Genomic DNA, 17593 nt, shown 5'->3' on the forward strand with positions numbered 1-17593 from the left:
CATGAAGACAAATATAAAAACCCGAAATTTCATTGTAATCGGAGCTCTTTTATTAGGAGGCTGTTTGGCTGGTTGTTCGGACGAATTTTTAGATAGGCCACCCTTAGACGCCATTGTGGATGCCAATTTCTATCAAAATGATGACCAAATTTTGTCTGCATCCGCGCCTTTGTACAATATCGTTTGGTTTGCCTATAACGATAAAGCCAGTCATGGAATAGGGGATGCAAGAGGCGGGATTCTTACCTCTGGTTCCTATCAGTTAGAGAATGTCCGATTCAATACTACCGGCGAAACGCCCGAAAATGGGGCTGCGTGGAGAGCATTCTTCAACGTAGTGGCACAGTCCAATTCCTTGATCAACAACATCCAGACTTTTGCTGGTCCTGAGGTTACTGATCGGATTAAGAATCATGGATTGGCTGAAGGTCGGTTTATGCGTGGATTGGCTTATTCCTATTTGGTCCAAAATTGGGGTCCGGTTCCGATTATAACTAATAATACAACCTTGCTTCAAGATACGACCTTGGCTAGAAATACAGAGGAATCCGTTTGGCAATTCATCATCAAAGACTTCAGATTTGCAGCAGAGAATCTTCCGGAAACTGCCGTTCAGCCAGGTCGGTTGACCAAATGGGGAGCCGAAGGTGTGCTGGCAAAAATGTACCTTACCAAAGCGGGGGTCTCAGGTACAAGAAATCAATCAGATCTTGATTCTGCGGCATATTTTGCCAAGCGTGTGATAGATAATAGCGGAGCGGCTTTAATGGAGAATTATGAGGATTTATTCAAAACTCAAAATAACAACAACGAAGAGACCCTAGCGGCATTGCAGTGGACTTACAACGCAGGTCAAGCTGGCCAATGGGGAGCTCAAAACACGGTGCAGTCTTTTCTTGCTTTTGGTTCTGAAATTACTGGTTTTGGTGATGGTTGGGGTGGAGATATTGGCGCTTCTAAGTGGATGCTTGATCTCTACGATGACTTGATCTTCGATGAGCGAAGGAAAGCTTCATTTATGTTTCCAGGTGATCACTATCCGTATATCACCCAAGTTCCTCCAGGTGGGTCTGCACAGGAACTTCGGGTTCCGGCCAGAAATACAGATGGGAGTAGAGAATATAATACTCGAGCGTGGGTAAAAAAATATGTTGTCGGCAGACCGGAAGATAACGATGGAAAAGTAGTTCAGCAAGGGACCGAGATCAATACTTATATCCTTAGACTAGCGGACGTTTACCTGACTTACGCGGAGGCGATAGTGGAGACAAATCCTCAAGAGGCATTAACCTATGTCAATTTGGTCAGAGAACGAGCCGGGGTTAATGCCAAGACTTCTGTGAATTGGCAGGATATATTTGAGGAACGGATTCGGGAGTTTGCCATGGAGGGACAGGCATGGTATGAGTTTACTAAATTGGAATATTATAATCCGGAGTTGGCCTATGAAATTTTATCTAATCAGGATAGGGGTACTTTTAGAATTTATGCAGATCGATTGCCCGATCCCACCCTTTGGGAAATCGAAATTCCTGAAGATGATGAGTCGCCTCGGTATTTTCAGGTAAACGAATCCAACTTTAAGATACCTATTCCTTCAGCTGAATTATCCAGAGCTCCAAATTTGAGAAAACCGGCAGTTCCTTATGATTTTTCTGCCGACAATTAAAATATCAAACTGCATAGAAAATGAAAATATTAAATAAAAAATTCACGCTACCAACCTCTTTTTACCCTGCGATCTTGCTAATGGGAGTAATGGCTCTTGGAGCCTGCCAAGATGAAGAGGGGATGGGAATGGGAATGCCTGTAATAGAGAGGGTGCGGAACACGGATCCCAGTACGGCTGACAGTTCCTTTACCTCAGCTAGCTTAGGCAGCACGTTGGCAATTATTGGAACCAATTTAAAAGGGACCGAGCAGGTATTTCTTAATGATTATCCATTAGGAATCAATCCTACCTATGTGACCAATACTTCGGTGATTGTGACAGTTAGTGATTCAGTACCCACTGTCGCCACGAACCCGGATGTTCCTAATACTTTAAGACTAGTGACCGGTAGCGGAGAAGCAATTTATGAATTCCAAACCTTGCCTCCTGCCCCACAGGTGCAACAAGTGAAAAATCAATATGTAAGATCAGGGGAGGAATTGACTCTTTATGGGCGGTATTTTTACTTCGTTGATACGGTATATTTCCCAGGGCAAGACGCTTTTGTAACTTCTGGCTTTGAAACAAACAGTACGGGGACTCGGCTCACCGTTACTGTACCCGAAAACCTGGATTTTTCAGAGACTCAAATGGTCTCTGTAGTTACCCGGAGTGGCGCTTCATCGACCAATAGGAATACACAAATCTACGCAGGGAAAGGTATGATAGCTGATTTTGACACCAATGGAGTACTTGAATGGCCATGGAATTGGGGTTGGGGGATCTCCGGGGAAATGATCAAGCCCAGTCAACCGGGCATTGAGTCCTTGGAGGGTAACTTTGGAGGAATGAATCAGGCTTTTCCGGCCAATTATGGCTGGAACAATGATAAGGTAATCAACCTTGCTGCCTGGAGTGGTGGTCAACCTTTTCCAACTAGCCCCGAAGCTGAATATGATCCGACAAGTCCGGCAGCAAACTTTGATATTCGCTTTGAGCTGGCAATTAACACCGAAGAGTCCATCGAAGGGTTGATTGTACAAATTTGGTATCCTTCAGCAAACGGTGAACTAAGTTATGATATCCCATTGACTGAGGTGATTAAGGCTACTGATGGTAGCTGGCATACCTTTTCTACAAACCTGACTCGTCTTACCAATGGCTCTTCGCGGTTTGAAACATATGCTGATTTTTTAGCTGGAGGTGCAGATGGGGTCAAGCAGCTTAGGATATTAATTATTAACAGCTCATCATCAGATATTTCTGCAGTAGTAGGTGTGGACAATATCAGGGTAGTAAGAGCAGTTAATTAACTTCTTTTCAAGCTAGTGTTTGTTAACTCCGAGACATGCTCCTTTGTCTCGGAGTTTTTCTAATTTCTTGTTTTGGATAAAGCATAAACCTAATGTTTCTATTTTGAATTCAGATTTGCGTGTGAGCTCATTATCAAAAATCTTCCTGATTTTATGTTTTGGGATGGTTTGTTCTTGTTTTCAAAAATCCAAAACCGAGAATTTTAAACTATTTGAAGAAATTCCTTCGGATTCTACAGGTCTCAAGTTCACAAATCAAATCCAAGAAACATCTCTCTCGAATATTCTTACCTACCAATATTTTTATAATGGAGGTGGAATAGCAGTCGGAGATATCAATAATGACGGCTTTGAGGATCTTTACTTTACAGCCAACCAAGATCAAAACAAGCTTTTTTTGAATCTGGGCAATCTAAAGTTTAAAGATATTACCCTAGCCACTGGTACCGGAGGAAGGATAAATTCCTGGGCTACAGGAGCAGTGATGGTGGATATTAATACAGATGGTTTACAGGATATTTACCTATGTTATTCTGGAGATGTGTCCGATGATCAAAGAAGAAATCAACTTTTCGTGAACCAGGGGCTTGATCCCGAGGGCATACCCTATTACAAAGAAATGGCTAAGGAGTATGGATTAGACGATTCAGCTTACAGCACAGCCGCATATTTTTCAGACCTGGAGGGAGATGGGGATTTGGATTTATTGTTGTTAAACCATAATCCAAGGCTTTTCAACAATCTCAATATTCAAGCATTTGAAAGCATGCTCGGAAATTCTGATTCATTGAGCAGCAGTAAAATTTATAGAAATGATCGAGATTACTTTGTGGATATTACCGAAGGTTCTGGTTTGACCCAGACTGGATTGAGTTATGGTTTAGGAGCTTCGATTTCGGATTTTAACGGAGATGGATTACCGGATATTTATCTTGGTAATGATTATTCCGCACCGGATTATTTGTATATCAATCAAGGAAATGGCAAGTTCAAAAATGAATTGCCAAGACGGATAGGTCATACCAGCCTGTATACCATGGGAGTGGATGCTGCCGATATCAATAGGGATGGAGCTTTAGATTTGATTACATTGGATATGCTTCCAAGAGACAATAAAAGGCAAAAATTACTTTTTAATCCTGAAAATTATGAGCATTACAATCTTTTCCTGAAAGCCGGTTTACACCATCAATTGATGCGGAATATGTTTCAACTCAATCAAGGAGATGGTACATTTTCAGAGATAGGACAATTATCCGGAATATCAGCTACTGATTGGAGTTGGGCTCCACTTTTAGCAGATTTTGATAATGATGGCTTTACGGATTTAATTGTTACTAATGGGTTTTTGAAAGATTTTACCAACCTTGATTTTATCAATTACCGCAATGAATATTTGCAGAATGGGAAAGTATCTGGCCCAGGGATCGAAAAATTGATTCAAGAAATGCCAGCTACCAAAATCGGAAATTATGCATTTAAAAATGTTGATGGTATTCAATTCGAAAATGTATCGGATAGCTGGGGCTTAGACAAGCCTGGAAATTCCAATGGAGCAACTTACGCTGACTTGGATAACGACGGGGATTTGGATCTAGTTGTCAATAATTTAAATGAACCAGCGCAGCTATTCGAAAATCAAGCTTCTCTAAATGATTCCAATCAATATTTGCAGCTTGTTTTGGAAGGAAATTCTAAAAATCCATTTGGAATAGGTACGAAAGTCACGCTCTATCACGAAGGGAAAATCAATTATCAAGAGCAACAGTACTACAAAGGTTTTCAGGGAAATGTGAGCCCAATTATGCACTTCGGTTTGGGTAAAGCCAGGCTTGACTCTTTGGTCATATTTTGGCCTAATGGACACGCTCAAACAATAGTACATCCCGAAATAAATCTCCGTCAAACAATTTCGATAAAGGATGCCAAGCCAGTTGGGCAAAAAAGTGATATTAAATCTTCAATTTTTACCCCTCTAGGGGAGTCCTTTTCAGCAGAGGGATTGGATGTGTACTACGATTTTAAAAGGCAAAGTCAATTGCTTTATGCTTTTTCCCAGCCCAAAACCAGTATGGTAAAGTTTGATACTATGGAAGGTTCAAAATTAAGCCAAGTGTTAATTTCTGACGGAAGAAGGATTTATCTGGAAAGTGAATCGGGCAAAATAGCAACCAAATTAATTTATGAAGCAGAGGAAAAATCGATTCATTCTCTCGCTGTGGGCGATATTAATGGAGATGGATTGAGGGATGTTTATGTGGCAAAAAGCGGGTACGGGAATTATTATGCTGGAAATAAAGCATTGAAAGACGTAGTCTTAATTCAGCTTCCTGATGGAAATTTTGAGGAATCTGCCTGGGACTACGGGAAGTACCCAACCTGGTCTGTAACATTCTGGGATGCCAATGGAGACGGGGTGGAGGATATATTCCTAGGCTCAGGGTATGTTCCAGGAAGATGGCCTGAGTCTTTCTCCAGTCAGCTCTTGATTAGAAGTGCCAATGGCTTTCAAATGGTAGCATTGGAGAATCTGCAGCGGATTACAGCTGCAAAAACCTCAGATCTGGACCAAGACGGTATGGATGAAATTGTTATTGCTTCCGAGTTTGACCAGTTACGTGTTTTGGGGTGGCAAGGAGGAGCTGTGATAGATAGAACAGAGGAGTTTTTCCCGGGAGGCAAATCGGGGATTTGGTCTTCTTTGCATTTAGAGGATTTAGACCAAGATGGTTTGCCAGAGCTTTTTGCTGGAAATTGGGGGTTGAACTCTAAACTCCAAACCACCGCTGAAATTCCGTTAAAAGTTTATTTTGAGGATTTTGACGGAAATGGGTCTGTGGACCCTCTGATGAGTATTCCAATAAAGGGAAAGGAATATCCTTTTTTTAGCAGAGATGAATTAGTCAGCCAAATGTACCGAAAAAAGGCTCTTTTTCCCACGTATGAGTCTTTTTCAGAATCTTCCATGGCTGATATTTTAACCGAAGAAGAATTGGAAATATCAAACACTCTGAAAGCAGAGATCCTGGAATCTGTTTTTTATACGCTTCGCAATGGTGTATTTGAATTAATTAAATTACCAAGAATGGTCCAGGCTTCTCCGATCTATTCGGTTTCTTCTATAACAAAACAGGCCGATGGTAAAAAATCTCTCTTACTTTTTGGAAATCAATCTGCCAGCAGGTTAAAAATTGGAAAATTAGATGCCAATCCCGGATTACTGCTTCATAAAAATAAGCATCAGGAATGGGAAGTTGTATCCCTGCATGAAATGGGGTTAAAACTGCAAGAGGATGTCAGGTCGAGTTTAGTATTCGACAGTACTTTATGGGTAGGATTAAGTCCGCCAAGAATAGAGAAGTTTAAAATCAATCAAAACTTATTAATTTATTGAGAATCATATTATTAAATATTATGAAAGTCATTTTATTTTATCTTTGGTTGCTAGGTTTGAGTACCTGCCAATTCCCAAGAGTTGAACAAAATTTACCGATTATAGAATCCATCCGTCTCAATCAGTGGGGATTTTATCCCGATCAACCCAAACGGGCTGTAGTGATTGACGAGCAAGGTTCAAGTGACTTTATGATATGGGATCATTTGAACGAGAGGGTGGTTTTTAGAGGCGAGGTGGTTCTTGTCAAGGAGAAGACGCTTTCAGGTAAATCTGTTGGGCTAATTGATTTTTCAAATTTTACTTCCAGTGGTGAATTTCAGGTTATTCTTCCAGGAAAAGGTAAATCCCATAAATTTAAAATTGAGAAAAAGGTGAATCAGGATTTGGCAATTGCTTCCCTAAAGGCCTATTATTTTCAACGTGCCTCTACTTCTATATCGGAACCATACGGGGGGATTTGGGCAAGGCCTGCCGGTCATCCGGATGATCAGGTGGAGGTTCATGCCTCTGCCGCTAGTCAAGAAAGACCTGAAGGAACTGTTGTTTCGGCTCCTTATGGCTGGTATGATGCAGGAGATTATAATAAATACATCGTAAATAGTGGTATCACCATGGGGACATTGCTGTCTCTCTTTGAAGATTTCCCTACCTATTTCCAAAATCAAAATCTAAAAATACCTGAATCCTCAAATCTTCTTCCTGATATTTTGGATGAAATCAAATGGAATTTGGATTGGATGTTAGCTATGCAGGATCCATTGGATGGAGGAGTTTACCATAAATTGACCACAGTGAAATTTGAAGGCATGGTCATGCCTGAGGAAGCTAAGGCACAGCGATTTTTGGTTTTTAAAAGTACAGCTGCGGCCTTGGATTTTGCAGCAGTGATGGCTCAGGCCTCACGGGTTTATCGTGACTTTACTCCTGAGGATGCTTTAGTTTACCTCAAAGCTGCCGAAAAGGCATGGGCATGGGCAAAACGTAATCCAGATCAATATTATCAGCAAGATGAATTGAATAATACCTTTAAACCGGAAGTGTTTACAGGCGCCTATGGAGATCAAAATTTAACTGATGAGTGGATTTGGGCAGCTTCAGAATTATACATAACCACACACAATTTGAGGTATTGGGAAGCTTTGAAAAAGTCTGATCAAGCTTTCAAATTGCCTGCCTGGCCCACTGTCTCCTGGCTTGGGTATTATTCGCTGATCAGACATGCAGGCCAATTGAATCATTTACCAGAAGAATGGTTGTCGGTTTTGAAAATCAACTTGTTGGATGAGGCACGTGAGTTAGTGAAAATGGCAAATCAAGTAGCATATAAAATGCCTATGGGGATCAAGGAGCGTGATTTTGGCTGGGGAGGTAATTCAGTTGCTGCAAATCAAGGCATATTACTACTCTATGCGTATCAGTTGACTGGAGAGGAGATATTTAAAACCAATGCACAAGATAACCTAGATTATCTTTTGGGGAGAAATGCCACTGGATACTCTTTCGTAACCGGTTTTGGCAGCAGAACCCCAATGAACCCCCATCATCGTTTGGCAGCTGCAAGACCTGATTTGCCTCCGATACCTGGGTTTCTGGTGGGAGGCCCTAATCCTGGTCAGCAGGATGACTGTGATTACCCTTCAGATGTAGCAGATGAATCCTACGTAGATGACTATTGTAGCTATGCGTCAAACGAAATAGCAATTAATTGGAATGCTCCTTTTGCCTATTTGACTAATGCCTTAGAAGCCCTTAATGAAAAATGAAGGAAAGGCATTGTATTGCAGAATAAGTAGGTTGAACCGACAAGGATGAGGTAGACTTCAAAAAAATAAGGTATTTTACTAAATCCGTAAGGGGACTTCCTTTATTTTAAGGATAGCAATTAAAATCTGAATTTGATTTGTAGGAGTGGTCCCTCTTTCCTAATCTTTAATCTTAACAGAGAAAGGGGGATATTTTAAAAAAAAACAATGTTAGAAGAATTCTTAGGATGCAAAATTTCGATTAGCCAAAGTTTCTGATGCTTCGAATAATTAATCAAAGAAAAACAATAGGGTAAATTCACTTTTTTTCGACAATTTTCAGTATCAAAAAATCCTAGCTATGAGAATTCCTTGGAAATGGTCTTTATTCTACTTGCTGCTAGCTTGCCAATCCAATAAATTTGAGTCGGAAGTAATCCTACCCCGTCTCATCTCCGAAGGGATGGTTTTGCAGCGTGATCAACCGGTTAAAATTTGGGGTAAAGGCATGCCTGGAAAAAACGTGAGAGTGAGTGTGGCAGGCTCAATCTCGAGTTCCAAGGTGGAAAATGACAGCACCTGGGCCGTTACTTTGCCTTCCAATCCTGCTGGTGGACCTCATCTATTAACGATCAATAAGGAAGTGGTGGAAGAGGTGTATTTTGGGGATGTATGGGTGGCGGGTGGACAGTCTAATATGGGATGGCAGATGAAATCTGGAGTGATTGGGGCGGAGGCTGAAATTAAGTCTGCCGATTTTGATCAGATCCGTTTTTTTAAAGTGCCTAATTCCTATTCTGCAGTTAAGCAAAATGACATTTCAGCAGGAGAATGGGTAAAGGCTGACAGTATGAGTATAGGCGATTTTTCTGCAATTGCCTGGTTTTTTGCCAAGCAAAATCACTTGGAAAAAGATGTTCCTGTTGGAATCATTGAATCCAATTGGGGAGGAACGCCGGCAGAGGGGTGGACACCTGCCCAGATTTTGGCAGGAATGGAAGATCAAAGCTTTTCTGAGGAAGCTCAAGAGATTTTGAAGCAGCCCGAAAAATGGGAGCGAGAAAACCTGGCAAATGAAAAACGTCGGCAAATGCGGGATTTGTTGGCACACCATCCCGACTCCTTGACAGCTGCCGAGGTTTCATCAGTGGGCTATAATGATTCCCAATGGCGAAAAATTCAACTGCCTCAAAATAACCCCCTGGAGCATATTGCTTGGATTCGGAAAGATTTTAACCTCACTCAAGTAACTGAGCTGAGTCTTTTTCTTCCAGATATCGATCAAATGGCCTTTATCTATGTCAATGGCGTACAAATTCACCACAAAGATTGGGGGGAAAGTATGCCCGAAGTGAAGGTAGATCCGGGGCTTTTGTTTTCAGGACAAAATACCCTAAGCATCCGAGTGGTTAATACCTGGAATAATCAGCCTAGAGTAGGTTCAGTTGGGGCCATGTATTTTTCTCAAAAGGGTAAAAAAATCAATTTGGAAGGTAGCTGGAGCTATTCGAATGATCTGATCGAACCTCAACTCCCTAAGGTTGATCGCCTCAACTGGAAGCCTGGTATGATGTACAATGCCATGATTCATCCCCTTATCCAGTATGGCATCAGGGGAGTCATTTGGTATCAGGGGGAGAGTAATACCGGAAAAGCAGATGAATATAAGGAGTTGTTTACAGCTTTGATACAGAGTTGGAGACAGGCATGGGATCAAGAGGACTTTCCATTCTTATTTGTTCAGTTAGCTAATTTTATGGAGCCGAAAGAACTTCAGCCTGAAAGTAATTGGGCCGCATTAAGAGAAGCTCAACGGCAGGCATTGGTTTTGCCTAATACCGGTATGGCTGTGGCAATTGACCTAGGTGAAGCCAATGATATTCATCCAAGAAATAAACGGGATGTAGGAAATCGACTTTGGCGATTGGCAAAGAAAGTTTCTTTTTTGGACAGCTTAGTAAGCCAAGGCCCGATCATCGATTCCGTTGGCAAATCCGGATCCGAATTGCATTTATATTACACTTCAGTGGGAGAAGGCTTAGAGCTGAGCAATGGAGAAGATGTTTTTGGTTTTTCCCTTCAAAACGAACAAGAACAATGGCGACTTTACACCGGGAAAATCATGGGTAAAGGTGAAATCAAAATCAGTTTAGATCCTGATTTTAATCCGGTTGAACTCCGGTATGCATGGGCTGATAATCCTAAGGTCAATCTCTATAATTCTGAAGGTTTGCCAGCGGTACCACTTCGACTTAAAATCCGGTAGAGCCTATTGGGAAACGCCAAGAAGGCTCAAATGTTACCGGGATGCCGGATGACACTTCGGATCCAGGGCTATTTCAGGACGCCTTGAATAAGCTGTATCCCAGTTGTCTTCCTGAATTTAGGGTAAAGATTAGTTTTTATTGCGGTCCAAGACTTCTTTACCTTCCAACATCTCCTCAATCATTTCTTCATATTCTGGTCTGGGTGGGACTTGGGCTATCTTTTCAAGGAAATTTATCGTTTCAAACAATACCCCTTCCCAATCCTCTGAAGTAATGGAACTGGCGATGACATGATCTCCAGTATTGGGAAAAGCTTTCTCTTGCTTTAGATGGGCAGGAGTACTGACTTGTTGATACATTTCAAGCATTCTGGGAACCGAAACCACAAAGTCCTGTTCTTCCTCATTTTTATAATAATATCCCAAAAATAGCGGTTGCTTTATTTTTTTGAAGGTCTCTTCGTTCATTTCACTGTAGAGCAAGACCGCTAAACTTTCATAGCCATTTATGTGATAATCCTCAGACCAATATGCCGCTTTTTCACCTTCCCGCTTTTGATGAATGACTTTATTTTCCATGCTTGTTTTTTCCATCAGGTATTTCATCCAAGGTTGAAACAATGCGCTGAGTCGCTCTCCGTTTTCGCGGATGGCGGGGGAATAAAGTACGGTCGCTTTGATGTCAGGTTGCTGACTAGCCAATAATAGAGTTAAAGCCCCTCCCATGGAGGTTCCTATCACGATTACCTCATCTCCGAGACTTTTTCCGATTTGATAAGCCTCACCTGCGGCATTGGCTAATTTTTGGGCACTGAGATATTCCAGTCCATTGTCTCGTTTGATTCCGTGCTCAGGCAGCCGGGTGACAAATAAATTGGCTCCAAAGTGGGCAGCTAAAAAGCGATGAACCGGATCTCCCTCCATAGGGCTGGCCCCAAAGCCATGGATGTAAACAATCGAGTAGGGGGTTTTACGCTTGTTGGTTGAATCAGCCCAGACAATGTATGCTTCATTTCCCGGTTTCAATCCCATGACACTATCTTCCCTTGATTGGATATAGGCTTCAAGCTCCGAAATACGGGTAGGGACCTCTGGATAATTTATGGTCAATTCTTGTTTTTTAACCTTTGGGCCCACTAGATAAGCGAGGGCTAAGACTATTGCCAAAGCAAAAATGACTAAGAATATTTTTCTAAGCATAAATATTAGTTGGTTTGAAGGATAGGGCTACTACTTTCTAGCTGAATAGACGTGCCGTCTTTGAGAAATATAAAAGTACGCGTTTTTAATTGGGAATAGTTTTCTGGAATAGTTTTTAGATATAAGCCTAAAAACGGGTCCAGACCATCAAAATCCCTAAATTCCGCCAGGCGTTCTTTTTGATGGGTTTCTAAGAGATAGGATATGTCCGAACCGATCGGCAGCCCATTAAAAGGAGCGGCAAGAATTACGGCGATGTTCGAAATGTTTTTAAAATTGTATTGGGGAAGACAGGAGAGTGCAAAGGAATGCCAAGGGAGCTGAAATATCGGGCTATCTGCTTTGGTCAATTGTTCTGGAACCCATTCCAATACGATAAAATAGTCTTTTAGTGCCACAGTGTCTTCTGGCAAAGCATACTTGTTATTGGTATAAGGGCCATGGTGAATTTTTGCATCAATTAAATTCGCCTTGATCGGGTCAGGGCATTCGGCATACAAATCAGGAAGCTGCTCTTGTACACAAGCAGCCGTTACCATGATTCCCAAATAGGAAATGCTAATCAAACAGGTAAGCTGAATTTTCCGAAGCATTTTTTCTGCCTTTCTGGATTAAATGTACGGATTCTCGAATAGTTTTTCCACCCCCTCTTTTCTTCGTTAAAATAAATTAAGAAATCTACTAAAAAACGTATCGTTTTAACTTTTATTCACGTATTAACTAACAAAAATAGTTTATGAAAAAATTTTTACTAGCCGCGTTTTTTTGCTTTACTAGCCTTCAAATATTGGCTCAAGTGGAATCCCCCTCAAGATCAGTTTTTCTCGAAGTCGGTGGTCCAGGGATGCCATACAGCTTTAATTATGATTTTAGATTTGATTCCAATAATATGAATTCCTGGGGCATGCGAATAGGGGCTGGCGGATATACTGTCTCAGAAGGGGAGTCCTTTTTCTCCTTGCCCATTATGGCAAATAAGTTTTATGGCAAGGGCCCTCATTATTTTGAATTTGGGGTGGGGATGACCTTTTTTGCCTTCAACGAGGATCAGAATCAATATTGTCTTTCTGGCTATTATGATCAGAACTCTGGACAGTATATATGTACCACCTATGAACCATACCCGTTTAATTTCATTCTGGATGTAGATGGCTCACCGAGTGTGATGGGGATGTTGAATTTTGGCTATCGTAAGGTCCCTGTGGATGGTGGCTTTACTTGGAAAGTGAATATCAATCCGCTTTTTAATAACAATGGATTTTGGCCTTTATTTGCTGGGGTCGGATTTGGGTATGCATTTTAAATTCAATTCCATGAAATCGAGCATGACGTACTCGTCACACACGGGGATGATTAGAATTGCGAGATTCCATATGACCGCTAAAAAGCAAATTATAAACAGATGAAATCGAGCATGACTAAAGCCGCACACAGAGGGATGGTTATATTCAATGCGAAGATTCCATATGACCTCTGAGAAACAAATTATAAACAGATGAAAAATTTTATTTTTTTCACAATACTATTTCTAAGTTTCCCCACACTTCAAGCTCAAGATACAGAGCCCAGAATCCAAGGAAAAGCGTTTTATTTGGAGCTTTTTGGAAACGGTTTGACCTACTCGTTAAATTACGATCAGCGATTTGAAAAGCGTTTGGATGGCTTGGGTTTTAAGGCTGGGGCGTCTTTTTTATCTCTAGGCGGATCTTCGGTAGGGACCGTTCCTGTGGGACTTAATTACCTCTTGGGTCAGGAAGGTAAATTTTTTGAAATGGGCATGGGAAGCACCTTAATTTTTGGAGGAGGTAATACTGACTTTGCCGTGGGAGATGGGGAGCCTTTGGATACCTATTTTTTAGGGACGATGACCTTTGGGTACCGTAATGAACCTACCCAGGGGGGATTTTTATTTCGAGCCAATGTGACCCCGATTTTTGGAGGTTTTGGCTTTTTCCCTTTTTACGGAGGAATAAGCATAGGCTACGCATTTTAGGTATTCTCAGACCCAAATCCGTATTCCCGCTCCACTCGGCAGATTCTGGTTTTAAAGGATTGGTACCATTGCTCTCTTCCTAGTTTTTGGGCCAGAAGATGCTCGGATTGATGTTTCCATTGGTTTATTGCTTCAACATCGCGCCAATAGCTGACGGTAATTCCTAGTCCATCCCGGGCGCTTTCATGTCCTAAATATCCATCCTGGTCCTTAACGAGATTTTCCATCAGTTTGGCCATCTCTTGGTATGCCTTGCTGGGTTCTGATAGGACATTGGTGAAGATCACCGCATAATAAGGGGGGGCTGGTGTCTGAGCGATCATGTTTTTTTCTCAAATTTAGTGTATTCCATGTATTCAGCCACAGCCTGTGCCTGCTTTAGACTCCATGTTTTTCCAATTAAATGTAAGGCTAAATCAATACCGGCAGACACACCTGCCGAGCTGAAAAGTGAAATACCTGATTCGGTGAATCGTTTTTCGGTTAAAGGAATTCCATTTTTGATCAAATTGGCCAAATCTGGATAAACCTCATGATGTGTACAGTATGGTTTGTTATCCAGTAACCCTAATTTGGCCGGAATTCTAGCTCCAGAGCAAACGGACATCGTCCATTTTGCCTTTTCAATTAATTGGCCTAACTGTTCAAGGGTCGCTTGATTTTCAATGACTAGTTTGGTCCCGTTTCCACCAGGGAGTACCAAATAATCGATTACAGGGAGTTCATTAAAACTCCGTGAAGGAATCACTTTTAAATTTCCGATGGTCTGAATAGGTAAGATGGATTCAGAAAAAGTGAAGACTCGGAGGTTTTCTGCGGGGAATAAGTCCGTAAAAGTGGTGAAAACTTCAAAAGGACCGACAAAATCCAGCGGTTCGACTTGATCGAAAATGTAAATGCCGAGGTTTTTCATAAGTGGAAGGATTTGACTTAAATCAATAAATTCAATACAAAATATCAGAATAAAGATTATCTGCGTAATTTTGTTTTAAATACTAGTTGTTAAATACTTCTATTCGAAATAAGATTTGGCTAGTCGTGCGAAAGGGCTGGATTAAAAGGTTAAGGTTAAGTTTAGTTTTAGGGTTTTTATGGTTGATTAATTCCTTTCCCGGCTAGCCAAGAAATTTAAGGAGGAGATTAGAGGGTTGCTTACATCACCGAAAGCCCGGTTATACGCCGGGCTTTTTTATTCATAGGGAAGACTTTCCAAAACGAGCTGTACTAGCTTGGCTTTTTGATTGTTTGGAATCCATCGTGCAACAATCACCAAATCATTTTCTTGGTCTACATAGATCATGTTGGTGCCGGCACCGATATGGACGAATGCTGATTTTGGTGCGCCTGGAACCTGCTCCTCCTCATAATTGAGAAAGTAATTCATAAATCCATATCCTGGATTGGCCGGAGTGGGTGTTCGGGATTTGTCCATCCACTCTTTGGGAATCAGTTGGTTTCCTTTCCAATTTCCATTGTGGAGCGTCAAATACCCAAATCGCGCTTGATCCCATGCTGAAAGCATCATGCCGCCACCCCAATGAGAACCGCCAGAAACAGATTGGACGATTTCCCCATCCAAAATAACAAAGGAGTTTTCATACCCGGTCCATCTCCAGGTATCACTTGCTCCAATGGGGTCCATGATTTTTTCTTTCAATACTTTTGGAAGCGGTTTTCGCCAGACATTTAGCAAGGCCAAGGCCAGGACATTTACTCGGGTGTCATTATATTCATAAACCGAACCGGGTTCATTTTGAGGCCGGGCACGCTTCTGTGCTACTCCTTCGGAAGGGCGATCTCCCCAATCGGGTTTGCCCCAAAGTGTACCTTCCCAATCCGATGTTTGACGTAAGAGATGATCCCAAGTGATTTTTCGATTGTGTTCAGTATCAAATAAATCAAAAACATCATCATCCATTAAATGATCAGATTTGTTCATGGACCTGATAAAGGGTTCATAGGGGTAAATGGGAGCCATGTAGGGATAAACTAAGTCGTTTTCCGATTTAATCAACCCTTCTTTGACTGCAAGACCGGCTGTGGTGGAAAGGAAACTTTTTGCTACCGAAAAGGTAAGATCGACCGCTGCTGGATCACCCCATTGTCCGACTACATATCCTTTGTAAATAATCAATCCCGTAGCGGGACCGCGAGTTTTCATGGGTCCAATCGGATATCCAAACGGTTCCCGACCAAAAGAGGATTCATAGTGAGCAATTTTCAAATTGGGGTTTTGAGAGCTTTCTGTGGTTTGACCAAAAGCAATGGCTTCCTTAATTTTTTCAGATTTTAGTCCCAATTCTGAGGGGCTTTTTCTCTCCCAATTTCCTTTTTCGGGGAAATAGCTTTGGCCCCAACTGACTGTGGATAGAAGACTGGCAATTACTAAGGAGACGATTTTATTCATTAGTACCTGATTTTTATTGGCTTAAAAGGGTTATGATATACTTTTGATTTAATTTCTGAATTGATAGGTAAGCCACCTTGGAGTTAACTCTGAACTGAATTTATGGAATTTGAGTTGGATGAGATTTCCTGACAGATTTTAGCTTAATTTAAACGGGGGATTGCTAATATTGAACTAAGGAGTAGTTTTTTTTTGTAGTTTTCCGTCAAACCCTTTCAAGCTTTGACGGTTGGTACTGTAAAGTCTGTTCAAATCTAAGGGCTTTGAAAGATTTCTTTGTCTTACCCAGCAAACAGTTTTATGAAAGAGGAAAAAATTTACATTGTAGGAGCAGGAATTTCTGGATTGATTGCTGCTCTTGAGCTTGAAAAAGCAGGGTTTTCTCCCGTTATATTAGAGGCATCTGATCGAGTGGGGGGAAGAATGAAAACCGATAGGCAAGATGGCTTTTTACTGGATCATGGTTTTCAGGTACTCAATACGGCCTATCCGGAAGCGAAGCGGTATTTGGATTTTCAGCTTTTGAGACTTAAAACATTTGATCCGGGAGCCGTGATTTTTGAAGGAAAGGAATCCTATTTGATTTCTGACCCCATGCGTAATCCCTTGAATATCGTGGGTATGGCATTTTCTAAAGTGGGCAGTTTTCTGGATAAGGTAAAAATGTTTAGCCTGACTCAAGAGTTGAAAAAGAAAACCAATGAGGAAATATTCAACAGTCCCTCATTACCCACCCTCCAATATCTCAAAGAATACGGGTTTTCGCAGGCGATCATTGAGAATTTCTTTAAACCTTTTTTTCGGGGGATTTTCTTAGAGAAACATCTCAATACCAGTAGCAGGATGTTTGAATTTGTATTCAAAATGTTTGCGATTGGTCAAGCAGCCATTCCAGAAAACGGAATGGAAGAAATCCCCAAAATGCTTCGAAAGCAACTGGGCCAAACTCAACTATTTTTTCAAACTCCGGTAAAAGAAATACAGGGAAATTCCATTCACTTGGAAAATGGTGAAGTTTTACTTGCAGACCGGATCATCGTAGCCGTGCAGCCTGACCGGGTAATGAAGCAACTTCAGGGGCAGTTTGCGATGCCTCGCAAAGTAATCAATCTTTATTTTTCACTTCAAAAATCTTTCCTTGCCCGCCCGATGATTGGCTTGGTCAAAGGGGAGAAGTTGATCAATAATTTGGTATTTATGGATGACGTTTCTGCTGCTTATGCACCAAAAGATCGATCGTTGCTTTCGGTTTCAATTTTGGATTCAGATTTGGATGAAAAGGAATTAGTTAAAGCTGTTCAACATGAGTTATTTGAGATTTCAGGGATCAAAGCCGATTATTTTAAATACCTTAAAGGATATTGGATTGACTATGCCCTTCCTCATTTGGATGACCTGAAGTATCAGGTTCCGTTTACTGAATGTAAAATCACCGATCATGTATTTTTGGCAGGGGATTACTTACTTAATGGTTCTATTAATGCAGCCATGACTTCTGGGCGGACTGCTGCCGAAGCGGTGACTCATTCCTTTATGCCCACCCATTGATGGGTTGATAAAGAAGATAATAGATCTAAATCTTGTTCTTAGTAGCAAAAAAAAGGCGGTATCAAAACTTAGATAC

At 41.3% G+C, this 17593-nt stretch carries 13 protein-coding genes; 8 read left to right on the forward strand and 5 right to left on the reverse strand.

Going from position 1 to position 17593, the window contains the following annotated elements; all coding sequences use genetic code 11:
* Nucleotide 1 precedes the first annotated feature (1 nt).
* The 5 genes from Q0L00_RS08000 (at nt 2) to Q0L00_RS08020 (ending at nt 10369) form a co-directional block, all read left to right on the forward strand.
* Nucleotides 2-1669, forward strand: a complete 1668-nt coding sequence (locus Q0L00_RS08000) for a RagB/SusD family nutrient uptake outer membrane protein (RefSeq protein WP_297336354.1) — start codon at nt 2-4, stop codon at nt 1667-1669.
* A 20-nt stretch (nt 1670-1689) separates the two neighbouring features.
* Nucleotides 1690-2964: a glycan-binding surface protein gene (locus tag Q0L00_RS08005; RefSeq protein WP_297336355.1), complete on the forward strand. Its 1275-nt coding sequence runs from the start codon at nt 1690-1692 to the stop codon at nt 2962-2964.
* Nucleotides 2965-3085: 121 nt separating this feature from the next.
* Nucleotides 3086-6358 carry a VCBS repeat-containing protein gene (locus tag Q0L00_RS08010; protein ID WP_297336356.1) on the forward strand — a complete coding sequence of 1091 codons (3273 nt, stop codon included), beginning with the start codon at nt 3086-3088 and terminating at the stop codon, nt 6356-6358.
* 20 nt (nt 6359-6378) lie between these two features.
* On the forward strand, nt 6379-8124 hold the full coding sequence (locus Q0L00_RS08015; protein WP_297336357.1) for a glycoside hydrolase family 9 protein: 1746 nt from the start codon (nt 6379-6381) through the stop codon (nt 8122-8124).
* Nucleotides 8125-8464: 340 nt separating this feature from the next.
* Complete coding sequence (locus Q0L00_RS08020) at nt 8465-10369, forward strand: sialate O-acetylesterase (protein ID WP_297336358.1); 1905 nt, start codon at nt 8465-8467, stop codon at nt 10367-10369.
* Nucleotides 10370-10498: 129 nt separating this feature from the next.
* On the opposite strand, the gene Q0L00_RS08025 is transcribed toward Q0L00_RS08020, so the two are convergent.
* Together Q0L00_RS08025 and Q0L00_RS08030 are read right to left on the reverse strand one after the other, a co-directional pair.
* A complete protein-coding gene (locus tag Q0L00_RS08025) occupies nt 10499-11569 on the reverse strand; it encodes an alpha/beta fold hydrolase (protein WP_297336359.1) in 1071 nt (356 codons plus the stop codon).
* Nucleotides 11570-11574: 5 nt separating this feature from the next.
* Entirely contained in the window at nt 11575-12162 is a 588-nt protein-coding gene (locus tag Q0L00_RS08030) for a hypothetical protein (protein WP_297336360.1), read from the reverse strand.
* Nucleotides 12163-12305: 143 nt separating this feature from the next.
* Here Q0L00_RS08030 and Q0L00_RS08035 point away from each other — a divergent pair, with 143 nt between their 5' ends.
* Together Q0L00_RS08035 and Q0L00_RS08040 are read left to right on the forward strand one after the other, a co-directional pair.
* Entirely contained in the window at nt 12306-12872 is a 567-nt protein-coding gene (locus Q0L00_RS08035) for a hypothetical protein (RefSeq protein WP_297336361.1), read from the forward strand.
* A 192-nt stretch (nt 12873-13064) separates the two neighbouring features.
* Nucleotides 13065-13562: a hypothetical protein gene (locus Q0L00_RS08040; protein ID WP_297336362.1), complete on the forward strand. Its 498-nt coding sequence runs from the start codon at nt 13065-13067 to the stop codon at nt 13560-13562.
* Here the strand turns inward: Q0L00_RS08040 and Q0L00_RS08045 are convergent.
* The 3 genes from Q0L00_RS08045 to Q0L00_RS08055 all read right to left on the reverse strand — a co-directional run bounded on the left by Q0L00_RS08045 (nt 13559) and on the right by Q0L00_RS08055 (nt 15969).
* Entirely contained in the window at nt 13559-13885 is a 327-nt protein-coding gene (locus Q0L00_RS08045; RefSeq protein ID WP_297336363.1) for an antibiotic biosynthesis monooxygenase, read from the reverse strand. The two genes, Q0L00_RS08040 and Q0L00_RS08045, sit on opposite strands and share 4 nt — an antisense overlap.
* Entirely contained in the window at nt 13882-14475 is a 594-nt protein-coding gene (locus Q0L00_RS08050) for a DJ-1/PfpI family protein (protein ID WP_297336364.1), read from the reverse strand. The genes Q0L00_RS08045 and Q0L00_RS08050 overlap by 4 nt, the downstream gene beginning before the upstream one ends.
* A gap of 276 nt (nt 14476-14751) precedes the next feature.
* Nucleotides 14752-15969, reverse strand: a complete 1218-nt coding sequence (locus Q0L00_RS08055) for a serine hydrolase (protein WP_297336365.1) — start codon at nt 15967-15969, stop codon at nt 14752-14754.
* Between the two features lie 300 nt (nt 15970-16269).
* Between Q0L00_RS08055 and Q0L00_RS08060 the strand changes: the two genes are divergently transcribed.
* Entirely contained in the window at nt 16270-17517 is a 1248-nt protein-coding gene (locus Q0L00_RS08060; RefSeq protein ID WP_297336366.1) for an NAD(P)/FAD-dependent oxidoreductase, read from the forward strand.
* The last annotated feature ends 76 nt before the right edge of the window (nt 17518-17593 follow it).

The organism is Algoriphagus sp., assembly GCF_024305035.1.
Lineage (GTDB): Bacteria > Bacteroidota > Bacteroidia > Cytophagales > Cyclobacteriaceae > Algoriphagus.